Raw genomic sequence first — 22,980 nt, forward strand, 5'->3', positions numbered from 1 at the left:
TATTAAAAAAGTATTTTTATAATTTATATCTGTTATTTATCTTGTTAATTTTAAAGTAAAATTTATCTTTTTTATAATTAACTTATAGATGTACGGTTAATATATAAAAATTCGTTAAATATAAATATCTAAAGGAGAAAAAATAATTATATGCAAAATAAAAAGAAAAAAGAAGATCATCAACAAGGTGATAAATCTGGTAATTTACTTACAAGTGATTATATTTATAATCCTAATCATACTATTAAAGAATTGGCTGAAATTTGGAAAATTTCAGAAAAATTTTTAATAGGGACGCTTACAAAATTAGGGATAAAAAATAAAGTGCATCAATGTTTAACAAGAGATTTAATTGAGTTATTAGGTTTAAAGTTCAATATTAATATTATCGATGATTGTATAGTTAATGAAGAATTTATATCTCAAGTACCAACGAAAGATTTAATAACTCGTTCTCCTATTGTTACAATAATGGGCCATGTAGATCATGGTAAAACCACTTTATTAGATGTTATTCGTAAAACACGTGTTGTCGATCAAGAAGCGGGAGGCATTACTCAAAAAATTGGTGCTTATGAAGTGGTTTATAATGGTAAAAAAATTACTTTTATAGATAGTCCGGGTCATGAAGCTTTTACAAAAATGCGCAGTCGAGGAGCTCAAATTACTGATATTTGCGTTTTAGTTGTAGCTTGTGATGATGGCGTTAAAGCTCAAACTTTAGAATCTGTTAAACATGCTCAAAAAGCGAAAGTTGATATTATTATAGCTCTTAATAAAATAGACAAAATCCCTAACCAGAAAGAACGTATTATGTCAGAATTATCTGAATATAATTTAATTCCTAAAGAATGGGGTGGAGATACTTTTTATATTGAAATATCTGCATTAAAAACTAAAGGTATTGATAATTTATTAGAAACTATTTTGTTAGTAAATAATAAACGTCCAAGGATAATTAAGGCTCAACAAAATGTATTGGGTACTGTATTAGAAGCTAGTTTGATTAAGAATAAAGGTTCCGCAGCTACTGTTATAATTAATCAAGGTATTTTAAAAATTGGAGATATTGTTGTTGCTGGCCATGCTTATGGTAAAGTTAGAGCCTTAGAAAATGACATTCAAGAAAAAATTCAAAAATGTTTTCCTTCGCAACCTGTGGTTATTTATGGTTTTAAACAAGTTCCACAAGCTGGAGATTTATTAATGGTTGCTACTAATGAAAAAATAGCGAAACAAATTATCGAGATAAGACAACAAAAATCTCAAGAAAAAAAACACCAAGAATTGCAAAAAAATTTAGAACAAAATTTTATGGAAGAATTATTACAGGAAAATGTATCTCATTCAATATTAAATTTTATTTTAAAAACAGATACTCAAGGTATGATTGAGGTTATAACAGAATCATTAAAAAACTTAGATTTTCATGGAGTTAAAATTAATTTTATTAAAACAGCTACCGGAGCTTTAACGGATAATGATATTATGTTAGCTAGTACTTTTCAAGCTATTATAATTAATTTTAATAATTTAGTGGATCAGAATATAATAAAATTAGCTGATAATTTAAAAGTTGAAGTTAGAAGTTATCAAATTTTATATCGCTTAGTGGAAGATATCGCGAAAAAATTAAAAACTTTATCCAAGCCTATTTTTCAACTTAAATTTACAGGTAAAGCTGTTGTTATTCAGGTTTTTTATAGAAGTGATAAAAATAATATAGCTGGTTGTCGAGTTATTAATGGTGTTATTTATAATGGCGCCTCTGTTCAAGTTAAACGTCAACAAAAAATAATTTATCAAGGCAAAATTGTTTCTTTAAAACATTTAAAAAATAATATTGATCATGCTAAAACAGATAGTGAATGTGGTATTGTATTTGATAATTTTAATGATTTCCGTATGGATGATATAATAGAGGCATCTCGAATGGAGGAAATAGTTAATGAGTAATTTGATTTTAGAAAGAATGTCAAGCATTATTCATAGAGAATTAGTTAGTATTGTTAATAAAGTGATTCAAAATTCACAAATAGGTTTTATTAGTATTACGGACGTTAAACTTACTAAAGATTGTTCAATAGCTAAAATTTTTTATACTATTATTGAAAAAAAACCTGAAATTTTAAATTTAGCTAAGAATACTTTAGAAAAAAATAAAAAAATTATTCGTCAAGATTTAGCTGGCAAAATAAGGAAAAAAATTCGTTATATTCCTGATTTAATATTTGAATATGATTATGAACTTTTACATGGACAACGTATAGAAGAATTATTAAATAAATTAAATAACTAAATGTTTTTAAATAGATATTTATATACATGTTTTTAAATTTATATTTCAATTTTCTAAGTTATTAGAGGCTTTTTATGATTGCTGAAATTTTAATAGATTTATCTTTGAATTCTTATTTTTCATCTTTTGATTATATAATTCCTAAAAATATGTTAAATTTAGTCCAAGTAGGTACTAGAGTTATTATTCCTTTCAAAGATACTGTTCGTTTGGGTTATGTTCTTGCTATTAAAGAAAGTAGTATATTTGCTAATAAAGAAATAATAGAAGTTCTTGATTTAGTGCCTTTTCTAAATCAAGAATTTTTTTTATTAATGGATGAATTGTTTAAAGTCCCTTTCAATTCCAAAATTTCTGTTTATAGAACAGTTTTGCCTAAAGATTTATTAACTTCTTATGTTCGTAAAATTTCTATTTTAAAATCTGATTTGGTGCCATTAGAATTAAAACAGTATTTAACCGAAAAAAATTTTTTGTTAAACGTTAAAAATAATTTTAAGATTTCCTTTTTAAGAAAATTAAAAAAAGAAAAAATTATTGAAATGTCTATTGTCCCAAAAAAAGAACTTTCTCAATTGTCTTATGATAATATTAAATCTTTAGTTTCTCAAGAAATGATAGAAAATAATTTTTTTAATTTAAATGATCAAACCAGTAACACAGAGAAAAAAGAAATGTTAAAAATTTCTTTAACCATACAGCAACAAAATATTTTTAATAAATTTGTACTAGATCAATATAAAAATTATTTATTAATTTATTCTTTAGAGTCTGATAAATTAAAAATATATTATAAATTAATTCAAGAAAATTTAATTAACAAAAAACAAATTCTTATTTTGGTGCCCGAAATCATTTTAATTGAACATTTAGTTAGAAAGATTAAAATACAATTTCCTGATATTACGATATTCGTTAATCATGGCCGTATTAAGAATAATTTTAAAAATTCTAAATTACAACAATTAAATGCAGATTTGATTATAGGCAATAATATTGCTATTTTTACTCCTTTTATAAATTTAGGGATTATTATAATAGATGATGAGCATCATGAATCTTTTATTGAAAAAATAAAAATGCCTTATTATGATGTTAGAGAATTAGCTCAAGTAAGAGCTAATTATAATCGAATACCATTGCTTTTATCTAGTTTATCTCCATCATTAACAAGTTATTATCGAGCTAAAATACTAGGCGAATATATTTGGTTAAATTTACAAAATAATGAAAATAAATATGATATTAAATTAATTGATATGAAAGAAGAATTAAAAGAAGGGAATTTATCCCCTTTATCTTCGACTTTAACTGAATTATTAATGGAAAATATTAAATCAAAATTAAAAAGTTTATTATTCATTAATATTAAAGGTTTTTCACGTTTGGTTTTGTGTTTACATTGTGGTTATATTCCTAAATGCTCTAATTGTAGTTGTATTTTGCATTATTATATTGATTTGAAAATATTAAAATGTTCTTTTTGTGGTCATAAAGAAAAATTTCTTGAATATTGTTCTTTGTGTGAACAAAAAACTATTTCTAGTATGTTTTCGGGTATTTTATCTGTTGAAAATTTTTTAAAACAAAAGATACCTGAATCTCGTATTTATTGTATAGATTCGGATAACATTCGAAAGTTAAATATGAAAGAGTATGAAAATATTATATCTAATTTGAATAATAATAAAATAGATATTTGTTTAGGTACTAAAATGATAATTAAGAATAGTATTTCTTGGCCGATGAGTTTATTAGGAATTATTTTATTCGATGCATTATTAAATATAAATCATTTTACAGCTTCAGAAAAAGCTTTTCAATTTTTAGTACAATTAATATATAATATGCCTAAAAAATCTCGTATTATAATACAAACTTATAATATTAATCATTATATTTTAGATTCTATTGTAAATAATAATTTTGAATTTTTTTATGAAACAATCTTACAAGAACGTCAGATTAGTGATTATCCTCCTTTTGGTTTGATAAGTAAACTTTTAATTATGCATCCAAGTATTGTTAAAGTTCAAGATATAGCTAATAAAATTAAGATTATTTTGCAGAATAATTTGTCAATTGATATAGCTATTGTTTTAGGCCCTTCTATAGCTAAACGTTCTTTTCAAATTATAAAGAAAAAAATTTTTTATCGTGTTTTTTTAACTTTAAAATATAAAAATTGGCCTTTAAATTTGGATTTTTTAAAAAAATATTATTTTGATAAAAATACTCGTATTATATTTGATCGTTTTGATACTTTAACAGATCGTGATATTGTGACGTTTTTTTGATTTTTTGTTATTTTATATATTATTTGTTGTTAATTTAAAATTTATTTTTTATTTTTAATATTAAATTTATTCTCTGTACCTTGGTATAGATTAATAATATTTTTTTTATGTTTTATGAAAATTAAAACAGTTATAATTGCCATCATTATAGAGTTATATAAATTTGTTTTCGTTATATATAAATTAATATTAGTAATAATTGTAGCAATTAAAGAAGCTAAAGAAGCATAACCGGTTAATTTGACTAAGATTGCAAAAATCATAATACCTAAAACCCCACTCCAAAAATGAATCCCTGCAATTACTCCAACAGAAGTTGCTATAGCTTTTCCTCCTTGGAAATGATTAAAAATAGAAAACATATGCCCTAAAATAGCACACACCCCTAATATTATTGTTTTTTCTTTGGGAAATAAACTTAAATTATAATTTTTAAAAATAAAAATAGGCAAAAATCCCTTCATAAAATCTAATAAAAAAGTTAATAAACCGTATTTAAAACCTAAAATTCTTGTAACATTGGATGCCCCAATATTTTTAGAACCTAATAAATTGATTTTTCTGTTATGGTAAAAACCTATTAATAAACCGAAAGGAATAGAGCCTATAAGATAACAGATTATACAGATTATAATATTGGTTAATAAGTAAAACATATATAATTGCAATTCTCCTTTTGTATTTGTTAAATAAAATTATTCATTTTTTAATTTTGTTATATATAATATTAATTTTGATTAAAAAATATAAAACTACTTAATTAAATTTAAATAATTTTGTAAGAATAGGTTATGATCTTTTTTATGTTAAAAAAATATTTAATACTGCAAATTATAAAAACATGTTTCGAAAGAAAAAAAAAATTATTTATTTTAATTACTTCGTTGCATTTAATATTTTTTACTTTTTATTTTATTTATTATAACTTATGTAATAATATGTTTAATTTTAAAAAACAATTTTTTAAATGGTGTCGTTTGTGTTTTCGTATCTTTGTTAAAAATATTGTTGCATTTTTTTGTGTAATATATGCTATTTATGTTGTTATTGTTTGAAATAAAAATCAATAAATTTTAACATAAATCATTAAGTGTAATTTAGGGAATTTAATAGAAGAAAAAAATAAAGATCAACTTTTAATATATTGTTGATCTTTATTAATTTTAAATTTAAATTTAAACTAAAAAATAATTTTTATTTTTTATAAAAATGAATTTTATGCCATATATATACTACGGAAAGCTATATTTGCGATGACATATACTAAAGGTCCTGTTAATCTGGTAGCTATCATAGCGAAAGGTAATAAATTCATTCTATGAGATATTGTCATAACTCCTACATTGCCTGCTCCACCAATGCTGTAAGAAGAAATTCCTGATGTTAGAGCTGTTTCTAAAGGATAAAAACCTAATTTTGGCGCTATTAAGAATGTAATCAAGGTAGCTATTAATAAAGATGCGCATACAGTTATTAAAACACTTGGATTTGAAATTGTTGATTTTAATTGTTCAAAATTTGTAGTTAATCCTAAACCCACTAATACAGCGCTTGTGAAATTTTCTGTCATAAATTTTCCAGATTGAGTAACAGCATTTTGATTTTCTTGAGACATTAAGTTAAATATTTTAATCAACAATAATAAGATAATCATGTAAACCATAGGATCCATTTTACCGAATAATAATTGATTTATCATGCTACCTATTGAATAAAGTGCAAAAATAATTAACCATCCCATGCCTATTGTTTTAAAATCTATTATGCCACTATTTTTAGTAGTTTTTGTTTGATTTATTTGATCTAATTGAGTAGAAGATTTTTCTAATTTTCCTTTTCCACTGTATTTGCTTTTATCAAAAATGATGTAGAGTAATCCTGCTATAAAAATACTTAGTGTACGGGCTAAAACTAAAGGTCCTAAGATAGCAGTTCTAATAGTTGAAGCTTCAGTTTTAAAAGCTTCTTGATAAATACCATTAGCAAAACCATTAATTCCTAAATTAGTGCCTCCATTGGTTAAAGGAACAAATACAAAAAATATTACATCCCATATAGAACCTTGACTACGACTTGCAAATATACTTGGACATTTATAATTTAATAAATATCCTAATCCTCCAATAGCGAAACCACATACGAAAACACTAAAAATTGTTAAAGGTACGAATTTTATTAAAGATCTTCTTAATAAGTTACGATCTACACTTAAAAGACTTCCTGCTATAACAATGGTGATAAAAAATTGCGAAAAATTAATACCTATTCCGAAATTTTGATTAGGTTTATTAAAGAACCCTTTATCTATATTTTCAGCTAGTTGTCTCGGTATCCAACCTTTAAAAACTAAATAAGACGGTATGAATATACAAAGTAAAAATCCTAAACCTAATTTATTTAAAACAGGTACTTTTGACCCTATATAACTTAAAGTAATTCCTAACATAGTTATTAAAAATAAAGGAGTTAACAAAGGATGATAAAATTTATTAATTTTGTCTGGATATTTGTGGATGCAAAAAATGTTTAATCCTAATACACAAAGTAATGTTACAAAAAAAATAGGTTTAAAACCAAATATTTTATTGTTTTTGTCTTTTTTTATTTGATTATTGGACATTTTTAGGATATACCCCTTTCGTTTTTAACAGATATTTATAGTTTCAAAATTTAATTTTTTATTTTAAAAAAATATCTTGTTAAAATTTAATATTTTATTAATTTATTTTAGTATTTCGCTTAATATTTTATTATAATGTTTAGCGGCTATCAAGAAAGCAATTTTATTTGCAAATAAATATTTTATTTTAAAAATGAAAAATTTTTATATGTAAATGAAATTCATGGAATTGCGAATAGTTTTAATGTTTAGATTATTTTATAGGAATTTTTATTCCCGAAATATCTCCAACATAAATCTATTTTAGCATAAATAAATTAAAAAAAATTTAAAATTTTTTGTTTTGTAATTATCTAATCAAACATATTTAGATGAGTTTTTTTTATAATTTTGTTAAAATAATCTTACTCTGTTTTTTTAAAATTACAAATAATATAACAATTTTTAGATTTTTATTTTTATATTATTATCAAAATTTTATAAAATAACTTATATTTAAGTAATTTAAAATTTTTTTCTATTGTTATATTAGTATTTATTATAATTTTGGATTATTTTAATGCTTGATACAACGCAACGATTTTGTTTTAAATTTTATTTATATTTTTAGTAAATTTTTATTTTTAGTGATTATAAAAACAAGAATTAGGACGATAATATGAGATGAAAAGAATATATTTTTTTGATATAGATCAAACTCTTTATCATAACGATAAAAAAATAATTTTGCCACAAACGAAAAAATTAATTTTAGACTTGGCAAATAAACCTGATATTATTTTAGGGATTGCTACGGGTAGGAATTATCGTAATTTAAACGTTCTGGGAGATTTAATATCTTGTTTCCAATATTTTGTAATTATGAATGGCGCTGTAACTATATCTAAAATTGATGGTATTATTGATGAAAATCCTATTCCTCGGGAATATATTGAGTGTTTTGTTAATAAAATTAAATCTTTTAATATTTTATTAGCCGGTGTTAATGTTGATAAAGAAGTAATTTTATATAATCCTAATTTATCTGATTTATCTTTGGTGAATTATTATCAAAAAGAATTAAATTATGATTTGGTTTATGATTTAAAATTTATGTCTAAGATATATTTTATGGTTGCTTTAGGTTCGGATGTTAAAAAAATTAGAAATTTTATGAATAATTTAAATTTTTTAAATGTATGTTTTTGGCAAAATCATGTAGATTTAACTGTTAATTATGTAAATAAATATTATGGTATTGCTAAAGTTAAATCCAAATATCCTGATTATCAATTAATTTGTATAGGAGATGGTAGTAATGATGTTGAAATGTTATCTTATGCAGATATTGGTATAGCTATGGGTAATAGTTTATATCCTCGCACTAAAGAAGTAGCTAAATTTATAGCTCCACATATCGATGCAGATCAATTATATGATTTTTTTCAAAAAAATATACTTATATAAATTTTAATAGAAAATTTTATTTTATTTATTTAAATTTATAACGTTTAATAAAGTTTATATTTTAGATTTTTAATGAAAAAGTTTTTTAGGAAAAAGGGATTATGGATCAAAAAACACAAGAGTTGCAAATATTTTTTCAAAAATTTAAAGTCTTGAAAGAAAAAGAAAAAGAGATTTTTTCTCGTATTGTTAATAAATTGTTTCAAGTTAATTATTTAACTTCTCAAAAAAATTCTGATTTAAATGATTATAGATTTATTTTATTACATCAAGAAATGTTTATTTCTTTTTTAAAATTAATAGATTTTGAATTAGAAATTCAAAAACATGATGAAGTTATTTTTATTAAAAATGTTCAACAATTAAATAAATTAAGAATTAAAAAAGAAGAAAGTTTATTGTTATTTTTATTTAGGATTTTATTCCAAAAAAAGAAAGAATTAGTGCCTTTAAATCATAAAGTGGAAATTTATTTACAAGATATTTATCTTGAATTAAAAAGTATTGGATATACTGAGATGCATAAACTAACAAAAGAAAAAATAAAAAATTCTTTACTTTTATTTAAACAGTATAACATTATTGATTTTTCTGATTATAATCATTATCTACCTAATGATTTAATTATCCGCATTTATCCTACTATTTTATATTTAATTAATTTAGGTATGCTGCAATATTACCAAGAATTATTTACTACGAATGTGACTAATTAAAATGAAAAAATTAACAAAAATACAATTAGTTAATTGGCATTTTTTTTCTTTTCAGATTATTGATATTGAGTCTAATACTTTGGTTTCCGGGGAAAATGGTTCTGGTAAATCCACTTTGTTAGATGCTTTGCAATATGTTTTAATAGGGGAACGCAATCATGTAAAATTTAACATAGCAGCAAATGTTAATGCTAAACGTTCTTTGGAAAGTTATATGCGTTGTAAAATCGGAGCCGAAAATAAAGAATTTTTAAGGGATCAAGATGTAATTACGCATATTTTATTAGAATTTTATGATAATGTTAATAAAAAATATAGTATTTTCGGATGCGTTTTAGAACTTTCTCGTAGTAGTAATTTAAAAGAAAAATTTTATTTTATAGAAAATATTCAATTTATTAATGGTATGTGTGTAGAGGATAATCAACCAAAAACACAAAAACAACTTCTTCTTTTTTTACGCCAATATATTCCTAATTTTAATTTTTTTGATACTAAAAAGCAATATCAAAACGCTATAAGTAATTATTTAAATATTAATATAACTAAATATATTCAAATGTTACCTAAAGCTTTAGCTTTTAAACCACTTAATTTACAAAATTTTGTTTTTGAATTTTTATTAGAGCCTAATCCTGTAAATATTTCTAGTTTAAAAAATAGTTTTAAACAATTAAAAAAATTAGAACTTCAAATAGAATTTGAAAAAAATAAATTATTTCATTTAACTAATATTATAGATGCTGATAAAAAATTTATTCATTTAAAAGACCAAATTCAAACTTATCAATGCCTTTTATATCAAATACAAATTAAAAAAAATCATTTTTATTTTAATTATTATCAGTCTAAGAAAGAAGCGGATGAATTAAGTTTAAAAAAATTATTATTTAAGAAAGAAAAAATTAATTTAACTATAGAAAATTTAAATAATGAATTAGCAGTTTTAAAATCTAATGATAAAAATTTATTTTTAAATAATTTGCAAAAAGATTTAGTATTTTATCAAAATATTGAAAAAAACTTAAATAACAAAATTAATTTATTTCAAAGTCAGATTAATCAAGAATTAACCAATTTAAAACAGTTACAAGATTTATTTTTATTTGAAATCGATAAAGATAGTATTAATTTTATAAGTAATTTTTTGAACTTAGAGTTTTCTGAAATGAAATTAAGTTTACCGAGATTAAAGATTATTTTGGAGAAGCTATCTGTATTTATATCAAAAGAAATAATTAATTTTAATATACAAAAAAATGATTTTAATAAAATTATTTTAGATTTACAGAAAAAAATTTCCGAAAAAGAAAATGATTGTCGTGTTCTTTCTTCTGTTAGATCTGTTTATCCTAGGCACATACAGAAATTAATTGAAATTTTAAATCAAAAATTAAGTGATTTTTATAATTTGTCAGTATTTATTTATCCTTTATGCGAATTAATAGATATTAATGATAATTTATGGAGAAATGCTATAGAAGGTTTTTTGGGAAATAGAAAATTTAATTTGTTAATAGAAGAAAATTATTTTGATCAGGCATTAAAAATATATAGAAATTTACCGCAATCTTTAGATAATAATTTTTATGACATAGGATTAGTTAATGTAGCACAAATACCTTTAATAAAAGATAATGCTAATAGTTTATCTACTAAAATATCTTCTAGTAATCAAAACGCTTTGAAATATATTCGTTTACTTTTATCTAATATTATATGCGAGTTAGATTTTTTAAATTTAAAAAAACACAAAACAGCTATTACTCCTGATTGTTTAGTGTATAGCCAATATACTTTAAGAAAAATTAATCCAAAACTTTATCAATTCCCATATATCGGTAATAATTCTATTAAGATGCGTGAAAATTTGTTTTTGTCAGAAATTCAAAAATCTAAATCTTTGATATTCCAACATAAAAGTGAATTATCTAAATATCAAGAAATTCTTAATTTATTGAATAAAAGTCAATTAGCTAATATTTTAAGTTCTGATAATTTTAATTTATATTCAGAATTATTTTCTATTAAAGATAAAATAAAAAAAATTTATAAACAAATAAATGAATTAAATTCCGATTTAAGATTTCAATGTGTAGAAGATAATTTAGTTTCTTTGATGGAACAAAAGAAAAATAATAATGAACAATTAGAACAAATTTTATTTAAAATGGCGGAATTAAAGAATAATTTGCATCATTATGAATCTGAAAATATAAAGGTAAGAGTTACTTTATCAGAATTAAATCAAAAATTAGATATTTTAAAGAATAAAATTAATTCTCCTGCTATAGAAGATAAAATTAATATACATTTATACAATTATTGTCAAAAATATAATGATAATTACGAATTAATTTTAAGTAAAGTTAATGATTATTTAAAAAATATAGAACAACAAAAATTAACTCAACAAATAGAGTTAATGAATAAAATGCAGCTTTATTTAAAAACATATAACATTTCTCATATTGAAGCTAAATTAGAAAATTTGGAATATTTTTACCAAGAATATCATTCTATTAATTCTCAAAATTTATCATCTTATGAACAAGAAGCTAAAGAATTAACTCATAAAACAGAAATAATTTTTAAAGAAGAGTTTATTAATAAACTAAAAGAAAGTATAGATAATACTAAACAACAAATTCACAAATTAAATAAATTATTAAATGATAGACCTTTTGGTAATGATAGTTATCAAATACTTATTAAACCTTCTAATGACCCTGATTATAAAAAGTATTATGATGTGATTTCTAGTTATGAAAATAATGAATCTCAGAATGAGTTATTAGAAAGAGGATTAATGTGCGAAAATACTTTATTAGAAGAATTATTTGATAAAATAATTTCTTTTGAGGAAGGTTATGAGGATATAGCAGAATCTTTTTTAGATTACCGTAACTATATGACTTATGATATTCAAATTAAAGATATTAATAATAATTATTCTTTGTTTTCAAAAATTTTTCGTGAAAAATCTGGAGGAGAGACTCAAGTACCTTTTTATATTATTATGTCTATTTGTTTTGAACAATTGATAACTAGTTCACAAAATAATCAAGGTTGTTTAGTTTTGTTTGATGAAGCTTTTAATAATATGGATGAAGCCAGAATAGAAGGTATGATGTGCTTTTTTAATTCTTTAAAGATTCAATTTATTATGGCTATCCCGCCGCAAAGAATTGTAGATATTTCTCCTTATGTACAAACTAATTTGATTATTATTAAAGATAATAATCATGTGGTTGTCGAAAATTTTACAAGAAATGTATTGAATTTTTAGGTGTTTATTTTTTTAAAATGAATAATTTGTTAAATTTTTAGTAATTTTTACGATTTGATATCTTATTTATTATTAATAGGTTATTTTTTCATTTTCTAAAATCAATTAATTTATATTTTTTTAATTTTTAGTTTATATTTAGTTACAATTATAAGTTTAGTATTAATTTTAAGGTTTTATGATTTTGAATATTATTTTTTTAATTTCGTTATATTTAATGAGAAAAGTTATTATTCTAGACATTTGGTATTTGTTCATATTTTTTATTTTTTCTTGATTACATAAGATAGAGAAGTTAATTTTTTGGTTTTTTTGTCTTAATTTTAATAAACGTAATAAATAATTATGTTGTTTTGGTGTATAATGATGTTTATTCCAGTATTGAGTTTTATAAGACGATTTATCGTTTTCGTGTAAATTTAACCAATCATTAGCGATAGCAAAACAATTATCTTCGTTTCCTTTAAATAAACATTTAGCTGTTTTTGGTTCTTTTTTTCCTCCTATAGCTATATAAAAATCTTTATAATTAGTTATATAAGCCCAAGCATGAAACCCTGCTATATAATGCTTTCCTTTGTTTGTGAGATCATACCATTCAAAATTTGAATTTTTTAATATATCATATTTTTTCATTTTAATATCTTTAGTGAACTGTATTGTTTTTGGTTCTCTTGTATTTAATGATATATTATTGGAATTCTGTTGAGTTAATTTTTTTTTCTTTTTGGAATCATATGGAGATAAATATTCGAATAAATTAGGATTATTTTGGATAGATGTACCAAAATCTAATACAATACAATCTTTTTTGGTAATATGAGGATATTTTGTATGGTTAACAAGTCTTAAACCGCGACCAATCATTTGTTCGATGGTAGATTTAAAAGAACTTGGGCGTAATAACACTACACAGGAAACAATTTGACAATCCCATCCTTCTGTTAGCACATTAACGTTGATAATAACTTGAATTTTTTCTTGATCAAAATTTTTTAAGATAATGTTTCGTTTTTCGATATTATAATGTCCTGTAATTAATTGAGCCTTAATTCCGGCTTTTTGAAATGTTTCTGTAATATCGTAAGCATGTTTAATATTGGCGCAAAAAATTACAGTTTGACGATTTTGAGCATATTTTTTCCAATAAGAAATTACTTCTGAATTAATAACAGTTGTATTTATAATTGCTGCCACTTTATTTAAATCATATTCTTGATTTTTTTGATATAAATTATATATTTTTTCTTTAATACCGACATCTCTAATAAACACTTCTGGTTTCACTAATAACCCTGCTTTAATTAATTCTTTGATTGTAATTTGGGCTGTAATTTCTGGAAAAATTTCTTTTAATTTTTTTTTATCACCTCTTATAGGAGTAGCTGTTACACCAAGAATTTTACAACTAGGATTGTATTTCAAAAAATGATCAATAATTATTTTATAAGTATTTGCTGCAGAATGATGTGCTTCGTCTATTATTAACATATCTATATTAGGATTTTCAGGAAGATTTTTAGCTAAAGTTTGTACCATGGCAAAAATTACTTGAGAATCCCATTTTTTAATTTTTGCATTAAAATAACATGTTGTAATATTTGAAGTAATAGTTTCAAAAGCTTTTTTATTTTGTTGCATTAATTCGTCTCTATGAACTAACACACAAGCTTTTTCAATTGATTTTATTTGAAAAAAATGTTTTAAAATAAAAGAAAACATAATTGTTTTTCCTGAGCCTGTTGGAGCTACAAGTAAAGTAGTTTGTTGGTTATCAAAAACTTTAATAATTTTATCAGTAAGCTGTTTTTGTATTTTGTTCAGTAACATAAAAAAAGCAATCCTTTTTGATTTATGTTAACATTATATATTTCTATTTATTATTAACATTTATTTGTCTTTATAGATTAATTATAATTAACTAAAAATGATTTAAAATATTGAATTAATAAAATATTAATATTTTATTTTAGCTACGAATTAATTCTATTTATTTTAAATTATTTTAAATAATGTAAATTATGAGATTTTTTTATTATTTAAAATAATTTATGGTTTTCTATAATTGATTAATATATTAAAAATTTATAAATCTATAAACATATTAACAATTATTTTTAAAATATATAAATTAATAAATTTTATGAATAAATATCGATAAAAATCAGACGTAAAATTTATAATTGTGTTGCACATTATAATTTAAAAATTTAAATTTTCTAATTTGTAATTTTATAAACAATAATGATTTACTATTTTTCTTAATATATTCTTTAAATATTTTTTAATAATATGAACTGTTTATTTTGCATTATTTTAAGGTTATTTTTAATTATTTTTAAAATTATAAAGAACTTTTAAAATTATAAGGAAAATAATTAAATTATATTTAAAACTGATTTAATGTTTTTTAGTATCATTTATGTATAATATTTGCATTTTTTGTTTTTTTCAGTTACGATAAAAAGTAGCTTTGAAATTAATATAGCTTTATGTTACTAGTTAAAAATGAATTATTTTCAATATTATTTGATAATAATTTTTTTTAATCGGATACGATTAATTTGTGTTAAATATATTTTGTTTTAGATTTTTATATAAGTATATTTTTAATTTTACGCTATGTATTGAATTAATTTATTTTTTAAAAATAATACATTTTTTTATTATTCTTATATATTTTTGATGATAAATTGTAAAATTAAATTTATTTTTATATATTTTATTTAATTTTCAATAAAATAGGCATTTTAGTGACTAATATTTTTTAATATTAGTCACTTTTGTATTTATTTATTAGTTTTTTAGTATCTTGATAAAAAAATAGAATATTGATTTATGGTTTAATTATTTTGGCCATAACACGAATAATTTTAGTAATCTAATTATTAATTTACGTAAAAGAAAGGTAGGTTTTGAATATATTTAAATGAAAAAAAATAGTAAATTTATACAAATTATTGTTAGTTTATGTATTTTTAGTTTGATTATGTTATGTTTATCTTTTTTTTATAAATCGATGTTAAAAGATATGTTTTTTTTATATATATATTTAATTTTGAAAATTATATTAGGCTTGTTATTATTGATTTTTAGTGTTTATTTTTTTATTTTATCTGAAGAATTTATAGTCGGTGGTTTAGAAAGTAATTTACTTTTTTTAGATAAAGTTTTTTTTTACAATCGTTCGGAAAATAAACAAAATTATTTTTTTAGCAATCCTTTAGGTATTATAATTTCTCGTTTAATTATTATGTTTTTATGCGGTTTTTGGTTACCTAATACTTTCTTTTTTTTATTTACTACTATTTTATTTAATTTAGTGTTTACTTGGTCTATTAAATTTTTGTCTAAATGTTCTATAAATAAAAGTTTTTTTATCAATTTATTTCCTGTTTGTATTAAAAAAAATCATGTTTTAAAACTTTCAATTATTTCTTTAATTATAAGTTTATGTATAGGGATTGGTTGTGGTTTAATTTTTTCTAGTGGTTCTTCTACTGGTGGCACTGATATTATATTTTTACTATTAAATCAAAAATTTAATTTTAATTTGCGTTATATTTTGTTTTTTATAGATGGAATTATTATATTTATTTCTTTTTGGATAGATTTATTACGTTATAAATATATGAGAAATTTTATTATTACTAAATATTTTTTTTCTTTTGTAATTTTAATATTGGTGGTTAATTTAATTTCTTTATTTCAATAATAAAAAAATTTATGTTAAATGTCATCATATTAATTATTTATTAAATTATGATTGTTAGTTAATATTTAGTTAGAAATAATTTTTGTAAAGTATTTTTATTTTTTTAAGAATATACTATTTAAATAGATTTGCAAATAATAAAAAAAGATTTATAATATAGTAGTAATTTTAATTTTTATTGAATTATTAAAGTAACGATCGGTTTTTAATCATAATTGTGTTTAAAATTTTTAATACAAAATTTTAAATTTTAAATCAATTTTAAAATTAAATTTAAATTGGAGTAAAGCGGGATATAGTTATTTATGAATAAAACAAAAATTATTTGCACTTTAGGGCCTTCATGTTATTCTGAAGCAGTTTTGAAAAAAATGATTTTGAGCGGTTTAAATGTTGCTAGATTTAATTTTTCTCATGCTGATTATGATATGAGTAAAAAAATAATTTCTATTATTAGAGCTATTAATCAAGAATTAAACAGATATGTAGCGTTAATGTTAGATACTAAAGGTCCCGAAATTAGAACTCATAATTTTGATGGTGATGTTTTAATACAAAAGGATTCTTTAGTGAGAATTGCTTCAACGGAAGTTTTAGGTAATAGTGAAATTTTCTCTGTAACTTATCCTAATTTTTATAATGAACTAAATATAGGCGATTTTATTAACATTGACGATGGTTACTTATCTTTACAAGTTATCGAAAAAGATAATCTTAAGAAAGAATTAATTACGAAAGCTCAAAATAGTCATTTAGTTAAATCTCGTAGAGGTGTTAATGTTCCTGGTGTTAAATTAAATATCCCTTTTTTATCAAAAAAAGATAAACAAGATATTTTGTTTGCTATTGAACAAAATTATGATTATATTGCAGCTTCTTTTGTTCGTAGTGCTCAAGATATACAAGATATTAGAGATCTTTTGGAATTGAATAAATGTGATAATATTAAAATTATTGCTAAAATAGAAAATCAAGAAGGTATTGATCATATAGATGAAATTTCATCTATTGCGGATGGTGTTATGGTTGCTAGAGGTGATTTGGGTATTGAGGTTGATGGCACTTTAGTTCCGTTATATCAAAGTGAAATTATTGATAAATGTCTTCAAAAAGGTAAATTGGTAATTGTAGCTACTCAAATGTTAGAATCTATGCAAAAAAATCCTCGTCCAACTAAAGCTGAAATTTCAGATGTTTTCAATGCGGTTCGAGAAGGTACAAGCGCTACTATGTTATCTGGCGAAAGTGCTTCAGGTAATTATCCTGTAGAATCTGTTCAATATATGTATAATATTAATAAAAGTGCGGAAAAATTTTTAGATTATGATGTTTTTTTAAATTATTATGAACCTAAAGCTTGGCGAGAAAAATTTTTATTAGGTGCTATTGAGTTAGCTAATATTACAGATACTAAAGCTATTTTAGTAAATAGTTTTATAGATGCTTGTATCATTTCGAAGTTCCATTCTGCAGTACCAATACTAGCTATAGTTGATAATATTAAAGAAGCATCTTGGTTGTCTTTGTATTTCGGTGTTATACCGGTTTTGAATTCTGATGAATTAAAACAAAAAATTATTGATTACAAAATAGAAACCAACCAATTAATTGAAGTTAATTTATCTCAAATTTTGATTAGATAATTCGAGGTTTTTTGTGTAATTTATTCAAGGTTTAATATAAGTGGTTTAAAATTAAAAAAATAAAGGAGTTATAATTTTGTCAAAAAAAATAGATGATTTTTTGTATAATGTAGAACAAAAACCTATGTTGCAAGTTTTAGATGAACAAGGTTTTGTAATTAATTCTGAGTTTGAGCCTAATTTATCAAATGAAGAATTGTTAAAAATTTATGAATTTATGGTTTTCACTAGAGAGACTGATACAGCAGCTTTTCAATATCAGCGTCAAGGACGAATGCTTTCTTATGTTTTGAATACAGGTCATGAAGCTTGTCAAATAGGTATTGCAGCAGCTTGCGCGGATAACGATTGGATTTCTCCTTATTTTCGTGATTTAGGTATGTTTTTGTATCGTGGCGTTTCTGTAGAAAATATTTTACTTTATTGGTATGGTAACGAACGAGGTTCAGCAATAGAAGCTCAAAAACGTATTTTACCTGTTAATATTATTATCGGTAGTTCTATTAATATAGGTGCCGGATTAGCCTTAGCTAGTAAATTAGATAATAAAAGAGATGTTACAATAGCAACTATAGGAGATGGCGGTACTGCAAGCGAAGAATTTGCGGCAGGTTTAAATTATGCAGCGGTTTTTCAAGTTCCTTTAGTAGTCGCTATTCAAAATAATCAATATGCTATTTCTACACCTAGAAAAGTAGCTTGTTATGCTGAAAGTTTAGCCCAAAAAGCTATTGCTTTTGGTATACCTGGAATAAGAGTTGATGGTAATGATATTTTAGCGGTTTATACCGCTGCAAAACATTTTATTGAATCTGCGAGAAATGGTAATGGTCCTTCTTTATTAGAATTATATACATATCGTTTATTAGGGCATACTACTAATGATAATCCTTCTTTATATCGTTCTAAGTCTGAAGAAGAAGAATGGTTTAAAAAAGAACCTATTTCAAGATTTCAAAAATATTTAATAAATAAAAATATTTTAACAGATGAATTGATAAATAAAATTAAACAAAATGTGATTGATAAAATTAAAGAAGCTCATAAACGTATTTTAACTTATGCTAATATAGTTGAACCGAAAGAGGTTTTCGAACATACTTATGAAACAATGACTCCTCAATTAAAAATGCAGTTGCATGATTATGAATCATTTTTAAAATCAACAGAAGAAGGGAAATAAAATTATGGCTTTTATGAAAATGAATATGTTAGAAGCTATTAATCATACTTTAGATTATGCCTTAGAAAATATCCCAAAAGTGGTTTTATTCGGGGAAGATGTAGAAAATTTAGGTGGTGTTTTTAGAGTTCTTAAAGGTTTGTATAGTAAATACGGATCTTCAAAAGTTTTTAATACCCCTATTTCAGAATCTAGTATTTTAGGTAGCGGTATAGGATTAGCTTTAGCTGGTTTCCGTCCTATAGCAGAAATACAATTTGAAGGTTTTATTTTTCCAGCTTTACAAGATCTATTTTGTCATGCTGTTAGATTACGTAATCGTACTCGTGGAAAATTTACAGTTCCTATGGTAGTTCGAACTACAATACAAGGAAATATTAAAGCTTTAGAACATCATTCTGAATCCATTGAGGGTATGTTAGCTTCTTTCCCAGGATTGCATGTAGTAGTGCCTTCTAATCCTATTGACGCTAAAGGGTTATTACTATCCGCTATTAAATCTAATGATCCTGTAATTTTTTTAGAACCAAAAGTTTTATATCGTTCCCGTAGAGAAGAAGTTCCTGTAGAACCTTATGAAATAGAAATTGGTAAAGCTCGAGTAGTTAAAGAAGGTTCTGATGTGACTGTAGTAGGGTGGTCATCTGCTATTCCGGTTATTCAAACCGCTATTGAATCTTTAGAACAAAATAATATTTCTGTGGAATTAATCGATTTAAGAAGTATTACTCCTATAGATCAAGAAACTATTATTCAATCTGTTAAAAAAACTGGTAGATTAGTAGTAGCTCATGAAGCTACTAAAACTTATGGTCCAGCAGGAGAAATAATTACTTTAATAAATGAATATGCATTCGATGCTTTAAAAGTTGCTCCTATTCGTATTACTGGTTATGATATTATAACTCCTTTAGCTAGAGGAGAATATCATCAAATTTTAAATCCTGCTAAAATTATTTATTATATTAAAAAGATGTTTAATAAATTGAATAAATAATTCTAACTTTAATTATTATTAGTATTTTGTTTTCTTTATAATATAAAAGAGAAATTATTATAGTTATATTTATATAAAAAAATTCAAGAAAAAAAGTAGGTTTATTTATTATGGAACATAAAAAAATACAAAAATATGAATTTAAATTTCATGATTTAGGTGAAGGTTTACACGAAGGAACTATTACCAAATGCCTTTGTAAAGTTGGAGATATAGTTAAAGAAGGTCAAGGATTATTCGAAATTGAAAATGATAAATTATCTGATACATTATTATCTCCTGTAGATGGTGTTATTTTAGAAATAAAATGTTCTCCTTCTGATCAAGTAGAGTTAGATCAGGTTTTAGCTGTTATAGAGATAGAAGTTAAAGAATAAATATAATATTTATAAAATAAACAATATAAAAGGGATAAAAATATATGCAAGATTTAGATAAAAAAAATAACACAGTTAAAGATCTTGAAAAAATCGAAGTTAAGAAAATTTCTAATTTACGTAAAACTATAGCAAAGCAAATGTCTATCGCCAAAGCTATTATTCCAGATGTTACTTTAATGGAAGAATTTAATATGAATAAAGTTGTGGATTTGAGAAAAGATTTGAAATCGCAAAATCCAACATCAACCATAAAACTTACTTATTTAGCTTTTGTTGCCAAAGCTTTAGTTAAATTATTAATAAAATTTCCTATTTTCAATTCTACTTTTGATGATCAAAAGGACGAAATTATAATTAAAAAATATATTAATTTGGGTATAGCTGTAGATACTGATGACGGTTTAATTGTTCCTAATATTAAAGACACTGATAGTTTAAATATTTGGAAGATTGCAGAATCGATTCAAGATTTATCTCAGCGTACTCGTGATAAAAAATTAGTTTATAAAGATATTAATGATGGAACTTTTACTTTAAGTAATTGGGGTACTTTTGGAGTTTCTTATGGCACTCCCGTGATTTATTTTCCTCAAGTAGCTATTTTAGGTATGGGTTTAATGAAATTAAAACCTATTGTTTTAGAAGATGGTAATATCGGAAAAGCTTATATGTTACCTTTATCTTTAAGTTTTGATCATCGTATTATAGATGGTGGTATAGCATCTAGATTTTTAAATGCTTTTAAAGATTTATTTAACAACCCATCGGATTTAATTGAATAAAAAATATTTAATATATTTTATTTTTATTAATTTTTACAAAATTTATTTTGATTTTATGAATTATAAAATTAATAATTTTTTAAAAAAATCCCAGTTTGTATGTTTTTGTAATTTTTAATTTTATGATAATATCAAGTTAATAGTCGTTAATGGATTTTTTAAATTTATTTAAACAAAAAAAATTATTTTTAATTGTAAAGCGAGTTTTTAATGATATGCAACAAATATATGATATTTTAGTTATAGGTGGAGGGCCAGGCGGTTATGTATCGGCTATTAAAGCTGCTCAATTAGGTGCTAAAGTAGCTTTAATCGAGAAACATAAAGTAGGTGGTATTTGTTTAAATTATGGTTGTATACCTACAAAAGCTTTTTTAAAAAGTGCTAAAGTTTGGGATTTATGCAAAAATGCTAGTAAATTTGGATTGAATAATATAGGTGAAATATCTTTCGATTGGAAATCTATTTTACAACGTAAAGATAAAATTGTTCAAAATTTAACTAATGGTATAGCTTTCCTTTTAAAAAAAAATAAATTAATTGATTTTTATTCAGGTGTAGCAGAAGTTGTAAATGCTTATCAAGTGGTTGTAGATAATCAAATTTTGCATACTAAAAAACTGATTATAGCAACCGGTTCTCATGCTTTTATACCTCCTATACCTGGCGCTAAAGAATCGTATTTGGATAAATATTTGTATACTAGTAAAGAATTAGTGCAATTAGAGACTTTTCCTAAAAAAATAATTATTATAGGTGGAGGAGTGATAGGCGTCGAATTTGCGACTATCTTTAATAAATTTGGAGCTGAAGTAATTATTTTGGAAAAACAAAAATCCATTATAAGTTCTATGGATAGTGATATTATAACCGCTTATACTAAAAATCTTAAAAATGCTAATATTAAGATTATGACAGAAGCTAATGTAATTAAAATTGATAAAAATATTGTTTATTATGAATATCAACAAAAAATATATCACGATACAACAGATATTATTTTGATGGCTGTGGGAACCAAACCAAATTTAATAGGTTTGGATAAATTGAAATTAACTATGGATAGAAATGGCATTTTAACTGATAATTTTTTACAAACGTCTATACCGGATGTATATGCTATTGGAGATGTTAATGGTAAATATATGTTAGCTCATGTTGCAAGTCACGAAGGTATTATAGCTACACATCACGCTTTAAATTTACAGGATAAAATAAAACCTATTAATTATGAACATGTTCCATCGTGTATTTATAGTTTTCCTGAAATAGCTTCTATTGGCTGCACAGAACAACAAGCTAAAGAACGTAATTTAAATTATAAAATATCCAAAATGCCCGTTCAAGCTATAGGTAAAGCTCATGCTGATGGCGATTTAGAAGGTTTTGCCAAGTTAATTGTTGAAAAAGATACACTTAAAATTTTAGGTATGCATATTTATGCTTATAATGCTACAGAATTAATTACTGAAAGCGGTACTTTAATGGCATTTAATGGCACAGCATATGATGCTATGGAAGTAATTCATCCACATCCTACCTTAGCAGAATTAAATTTAGAAACTTTTTTAGGGGCCGTTGATAAACCTATTCATTTATAAATGATAAATGTT

The 22,980-nt window shown here is 23.0% G+C and carries 17 protein-coding genes; 14 read left to right on the forward strand and 3 right to left on the reverse strand.

Features of this window, described 5'->3' with window-relative positions; translation table 11 throughout:
- Positions 1-150: 150 nt before the first annotated feature.
- The 3 genes from infB to priA all read left to right on the forward strand — a co-directional run bounded on the left by infB (position 151) and on the right by priA (position 4,596).
- Positions 151-1,956, forward strand: a complete 1,806-nt coding sequence (gene infB, locus NQK76_RS00555; protein ID WP_255872609.1) for a translation initiation factor IF-2 — start codon at positions 151-153, stop codon at positions 1,954-1,956.
- Positions 1,949-2,299: a 30S ribosome-binding factor RbfA gene (rbfA, locus tag NQK76_RS00560; RefSeq protein ID WP_213680278.1), complete on the forward strand. Its 351-nt coding sequence runs from the start codon at positions 1,949-1,951 to the stop codon at positions 2,297-2,299. The genes infB and rbfA overlap by 8 nt, the downstream gene beginning before the upstream one ends.
- A gap of 74 nt (positions 2,300-2,373) precedes the next feature.
- Positions 2,374-4,596: a replication restart helicase PriA gene (gene priA, locus NQK76_RS00565; protein ID WP_255872610.1), complete on the forward strand. Its 2,223-nt coding sequence runs from the start codon at positions 2,374-2,376 to the stop codon at positions 4,594-4,596.
- A 41-nt stretch (positions 4,597-4,637) separates the two neighbouring features.
- On the opposite strand, the gene plsY is transcribed toward priA, so the two are convergent.
- The gene (plsY, locus tag NQK76_RS00570; protein ID WP_004995293.1) at positions 4,638-5,252 is read right to left on the reverse strand and encodes a glycerol-3-phosphate 1-O-acyltransferase PlsY; all 615 of its coding nucleotides are present in this window, start codon (positions 5,250-5,252) and stop codon (positions 4,638-4,640) included.
- Between the two features lie 147 nt (positions 5,253-5,399).
- Between plsY and NQK76_RS00575 the strand changes: the two genes are divergently transcribed.
- Complete coding sequence (locus NQK76_RS00575) at positions 5,400-5,651, forward strand: hypothetical protein (protein WP_004995295.1); 252 nt, start codon at positions 5,400-5,402, stop codon at positions 5,649-5,651.
- A gap of 161 nt (positions 5,652-5,812) precedes the next feature.
- Here the strand turns inward: NQK76_RS00575 and NQK76_RS00580 are convergent, their stop codons facing one another.
- The gene (locus tag NQK76_RS00580) at positions 5,813-7,216 is read right to left on the reverse strand and encodes a 2-hydroxycarboxylate transporter family protein (protein WP_004995298.1); all 1,404 of its coding nucleotides are present in this window, start codon (positions 7,214-7,216) and stop codon (positions 5,813-5,815) included.
- Between the two features lie 663 nt (positions 7,217-7,879).
- On the opposite strand from NQK76_RS00580, the gene NQK76_RS00585 reads away from it, so the two are divergent.
- The 3 genes from NQK76_RS00585 (at position 7,880) to NQK76_RS00595 (ending at position 12,667) form a co-directional block, all read left to right on the forward strand.
- Positions 7,880-8,662, forward strand: coding sequence for an HAD-IIB family hydrolase (locus NQK76_RS00585; protein ID WP_255872611.1), 783 nt, complete (start codon positions 7,880-7,882; stop codon positions 8,660-8,662).
- A gap of 101 nt (positions 8,663-8,763) precedes the next feature.
- Positions 8,764-9,378, forward strand: a complete 615-nt coding sequence (locus NQK76_RS00590; RefSeq protein ID WP_004995303.1) for a DUF4194 domain-containing protein — start codon at positions 8,764-8,766, stop codon at positions 9,376-9,378.
- A gap of 1 nt (position 9,379) precedes the next feature.
- Entirely contained in the window at positions 9,380-12,667 is a 3,288-nt protein-coding gene (locus NQK76_RS00595) for an ATP-binding protein (protein ID WP_255872613.1), read from the forward strand.
- A 168-nt stretch (positions 12,668-12,835) separates the two neighbouring features.
- On the opposite strand, the gene NQK76_RS00600 is transcribed toward NQK76_RS00595, so the two are convergent.
- Positions 12,836-14,497 carry a DEAD/DEAH box helicase gene (locus NQK76_RS00600; RefSeq protein ID WP_255872616.1) on the reverse strand — a complete coding sequence of 554 codons (1,662 nt, stop codon included), beginning with the start codon at positions 14,495-14,497 and terminating at the stop codon, positions 12,836-12,838.
- A 1,099-nt stretch (positions 14,498-15,596) separates the two neighbouring features.
- Here NQK76_RS00600 and NQK76_RS00605 point away from each other — a divergent pair.
- From NQK76_RS00605 to lpdA, 7 genes are all read left to right on the forward strand, one after another.
- Positions 15,597-16,382, forward strand: a complete 786-nt coding sequence (locus NQK76_RS00605; RefSeq protein ID WP_193622181.1) for a YitT family protein — start codon at positions 15,597-15,599, stop codon at positions 16,380-16,382.
- A gap of 305 nt (positions 16,383-16,687) precedes the next feature.
- Positions 16,688-18,025: a pyruvate kinase gene (gene pyk / locus NQK76_RS00610; protein ID WP_004995312.1), complete on the forward strand. Its 1,338-nt coding sequence runs from the start codon at positions 16,688-16,690 to the stop codon at positions 18,023-18,025.
- Between the two features lie 70 nt (positions 18,026-18,095).
- Positions 18,096-19,208 carry a pyruvate dehydrogenase (acetyl-transferring) E1 component subunit alpha gene (pdhA, locus tag NQK76_RS00615; RefSeq protein WP_370659222.1) on the forward strand — a complete coding sequence of 371 codons (1,113 nt, stop codon included), beginning with the start codon at positions 18,096-18,098 and terminating at the stop codon, positions 19,206-19,208.
- Positions 19,209-19,212: 4 nt separating this feature from the next.
- Positions 19,213-20,205, forward strand: a complete 993-nt coding sequence (locus NQK76_RS00620) for an alpha-ketoacid dehydrogenase subunit beta (protein WP_004995314.1) — start codon at positions 19,213-19,215, stop codon at positions 20,203-20,205.
- Between the two features lie 110 nt (positions 20,206-20,315).
- Positions 20,316-20,582: a biotin/lipoyl-containing protein gene (locus NQK76_RS00625; RefSeq protein WP_004995315.1), complete on the forward strand. Its 267-nt coding sequence runs from the start codon at positions 20,316-20,318 to the stop codon at positions 20,580-20,582.
- 44 nt (positions 20,583-20,626) lie between these two features.
- Complete coding sequence (locus NQK76_RS00630; RefSeq protein WP_255872617.1) at positions 20,627-21,367, forward strand: dihydrolipoamide acetyltransferase family protein; 741 nt, start codon at positions 20,627-20,629, stop codon at positions 21,365-21,367.
- 215 nt (positions 21,368-21,582) lie between these two features.
- Positions 21,583-22,968 carry a dihydrolipoyl dehydrogenase gene (gene lpdA, locus NQK76_RS00635; protein WP_054598464.1) on the forward strand — a complete coding sequence of 462 codons (1,386 nt, stop codon included), beginning with the start codon at positions 21,583-21,585 and terminating at the stop codon, positions 22,966-22,968.
- The last annotated feature ends 12 nt before the right edge of the window (positions 22,969-22,980 follow it).

Origin of the sequence: Candidatus Phytoplasma australasiaticum subsp. ipomoeae (assembly GCF_024425275.1) — a bacterium.
GTDB lineage: Bacteria > Bacillota_I > Bacilli_A > Acholeplasmatales > Acholeplasmataceae > Phytoplasma > Phytoplasma australasiaticum.

What these genes read in the sequence shown, in the direction of transcription:
- infB (WP_255872609.1), top strand. Translation starts at nt 151, where the DNA reads ATGCAAAATAAAAAGAAAAAAGAAGATCATCAACAAGGTGATAAATCT.
- rbfA (WP_213680278.1), top strand. Translation starts at nt 1,949, where the DNA reads ATGAGTAATTTGATTTTAGAAAGAATGTCAAGCATTATTCATAGAGAA.
- priA (WP_255872610.1), top strand. Translation starts at nt 2,374, where the DNA reads ATGATTGCTGAAATTTTAATAGATTTATCTTTGAATTCTTATTTTTCA.
- plsY (WP_004995293.1), bottom strand. Translation starts at nt 5,252, where the DNA reads ATGTTTTACTTATTAACCAATATTATAATCTGTATAATCTGTTATCTT.
- NQK76_RS00575 (WP_004995295.1), top strand. Translation starts at nt 5,400, where the DNA reads ATGTTAAAAAAATATTTAATACTGCAAATTATAAAAACATGTTTCGAA.
- NQK76_RS00580 (WP_004995298.1), bottom strand. Translation starts at nt 7,216, where the DNA reads ATGTCCAATAATCAAATAAAAAAAGACAAAAACAATAAAATATTTGGT.
- NQK76_RS00585 (WP_255872611.1), top strand. Translation starts at nt 7,880, where the DNA reads ATGAAAAGAATATATTTTTTTGATATAGATCAAACTCTTTATCATAAC.
- NQK76_RS00590 (WP_004995303.1), top strand. Translation starts at nt 8,764, where the DNA reads ATGGATCAAAAAACACAAGAGTTGCAAATATTTTTTCAAAAATTTAAA.
- NQK76_RS00595 (WP_255872613.1), top strand. Translation starts at nt 9,380, where the DNA reads ATGAAAAAATTAACAAAAATACAATTAGTTAATTGGCATTTTTTTTCT.
- NQK76_RS00600 (WP_255872616.1), bottom strand. Translation starts at nt 14,497, where the DNA reads ATGTTACTGAACAAAATACAAAAACAGCTTACTGATAAAATTATTAAA.
- NQK76_RS00605 (WP_193622181.1), top strand. Translation starts at nt 15,597, where the DNA reads ATGAAAAAAAATAGTAAATTTATACAAATTATTGTTAGTTTATGTATT.
- pyk (WP_004995312.1), top strand. Translation starts at nt 16,688, where the DNA reads ATGAATAAAACAAAAATTATTTGCACTTTAGGGCCTTCATGTTATTCT.
- NQK76_RS00620 (WP_004995314.1), top strand. Translation starts at nt 19,213, where the DNA reads ATGGCTTTTATGAAAATGAATATGTTAGAAGCTATTAATCATACTTTA.
- NQK76_RS00625 (WP_004995315.1), top strand. Translation starts at nt 20,316, where the DNA reads ATGGAACATAAAAAAATACAAAAATATGAATTTAAATTTCATGATTTA.
- NQK76_RS00630 (WP_255872617.1), top strand. Translation starts at nt 20,627, where the DNA reads ATGCAAGATTTAGATAAAAAAAATAACACAGTTAAAGATCTTGAAAAA.
- lpdA (WP_054598464.1), top strand. Translation starts at nt 21,583, where the DNA reads ATGCAACAAATATATGATATTTTAGTTATAGGTGGAGGGCCAGGCGGT.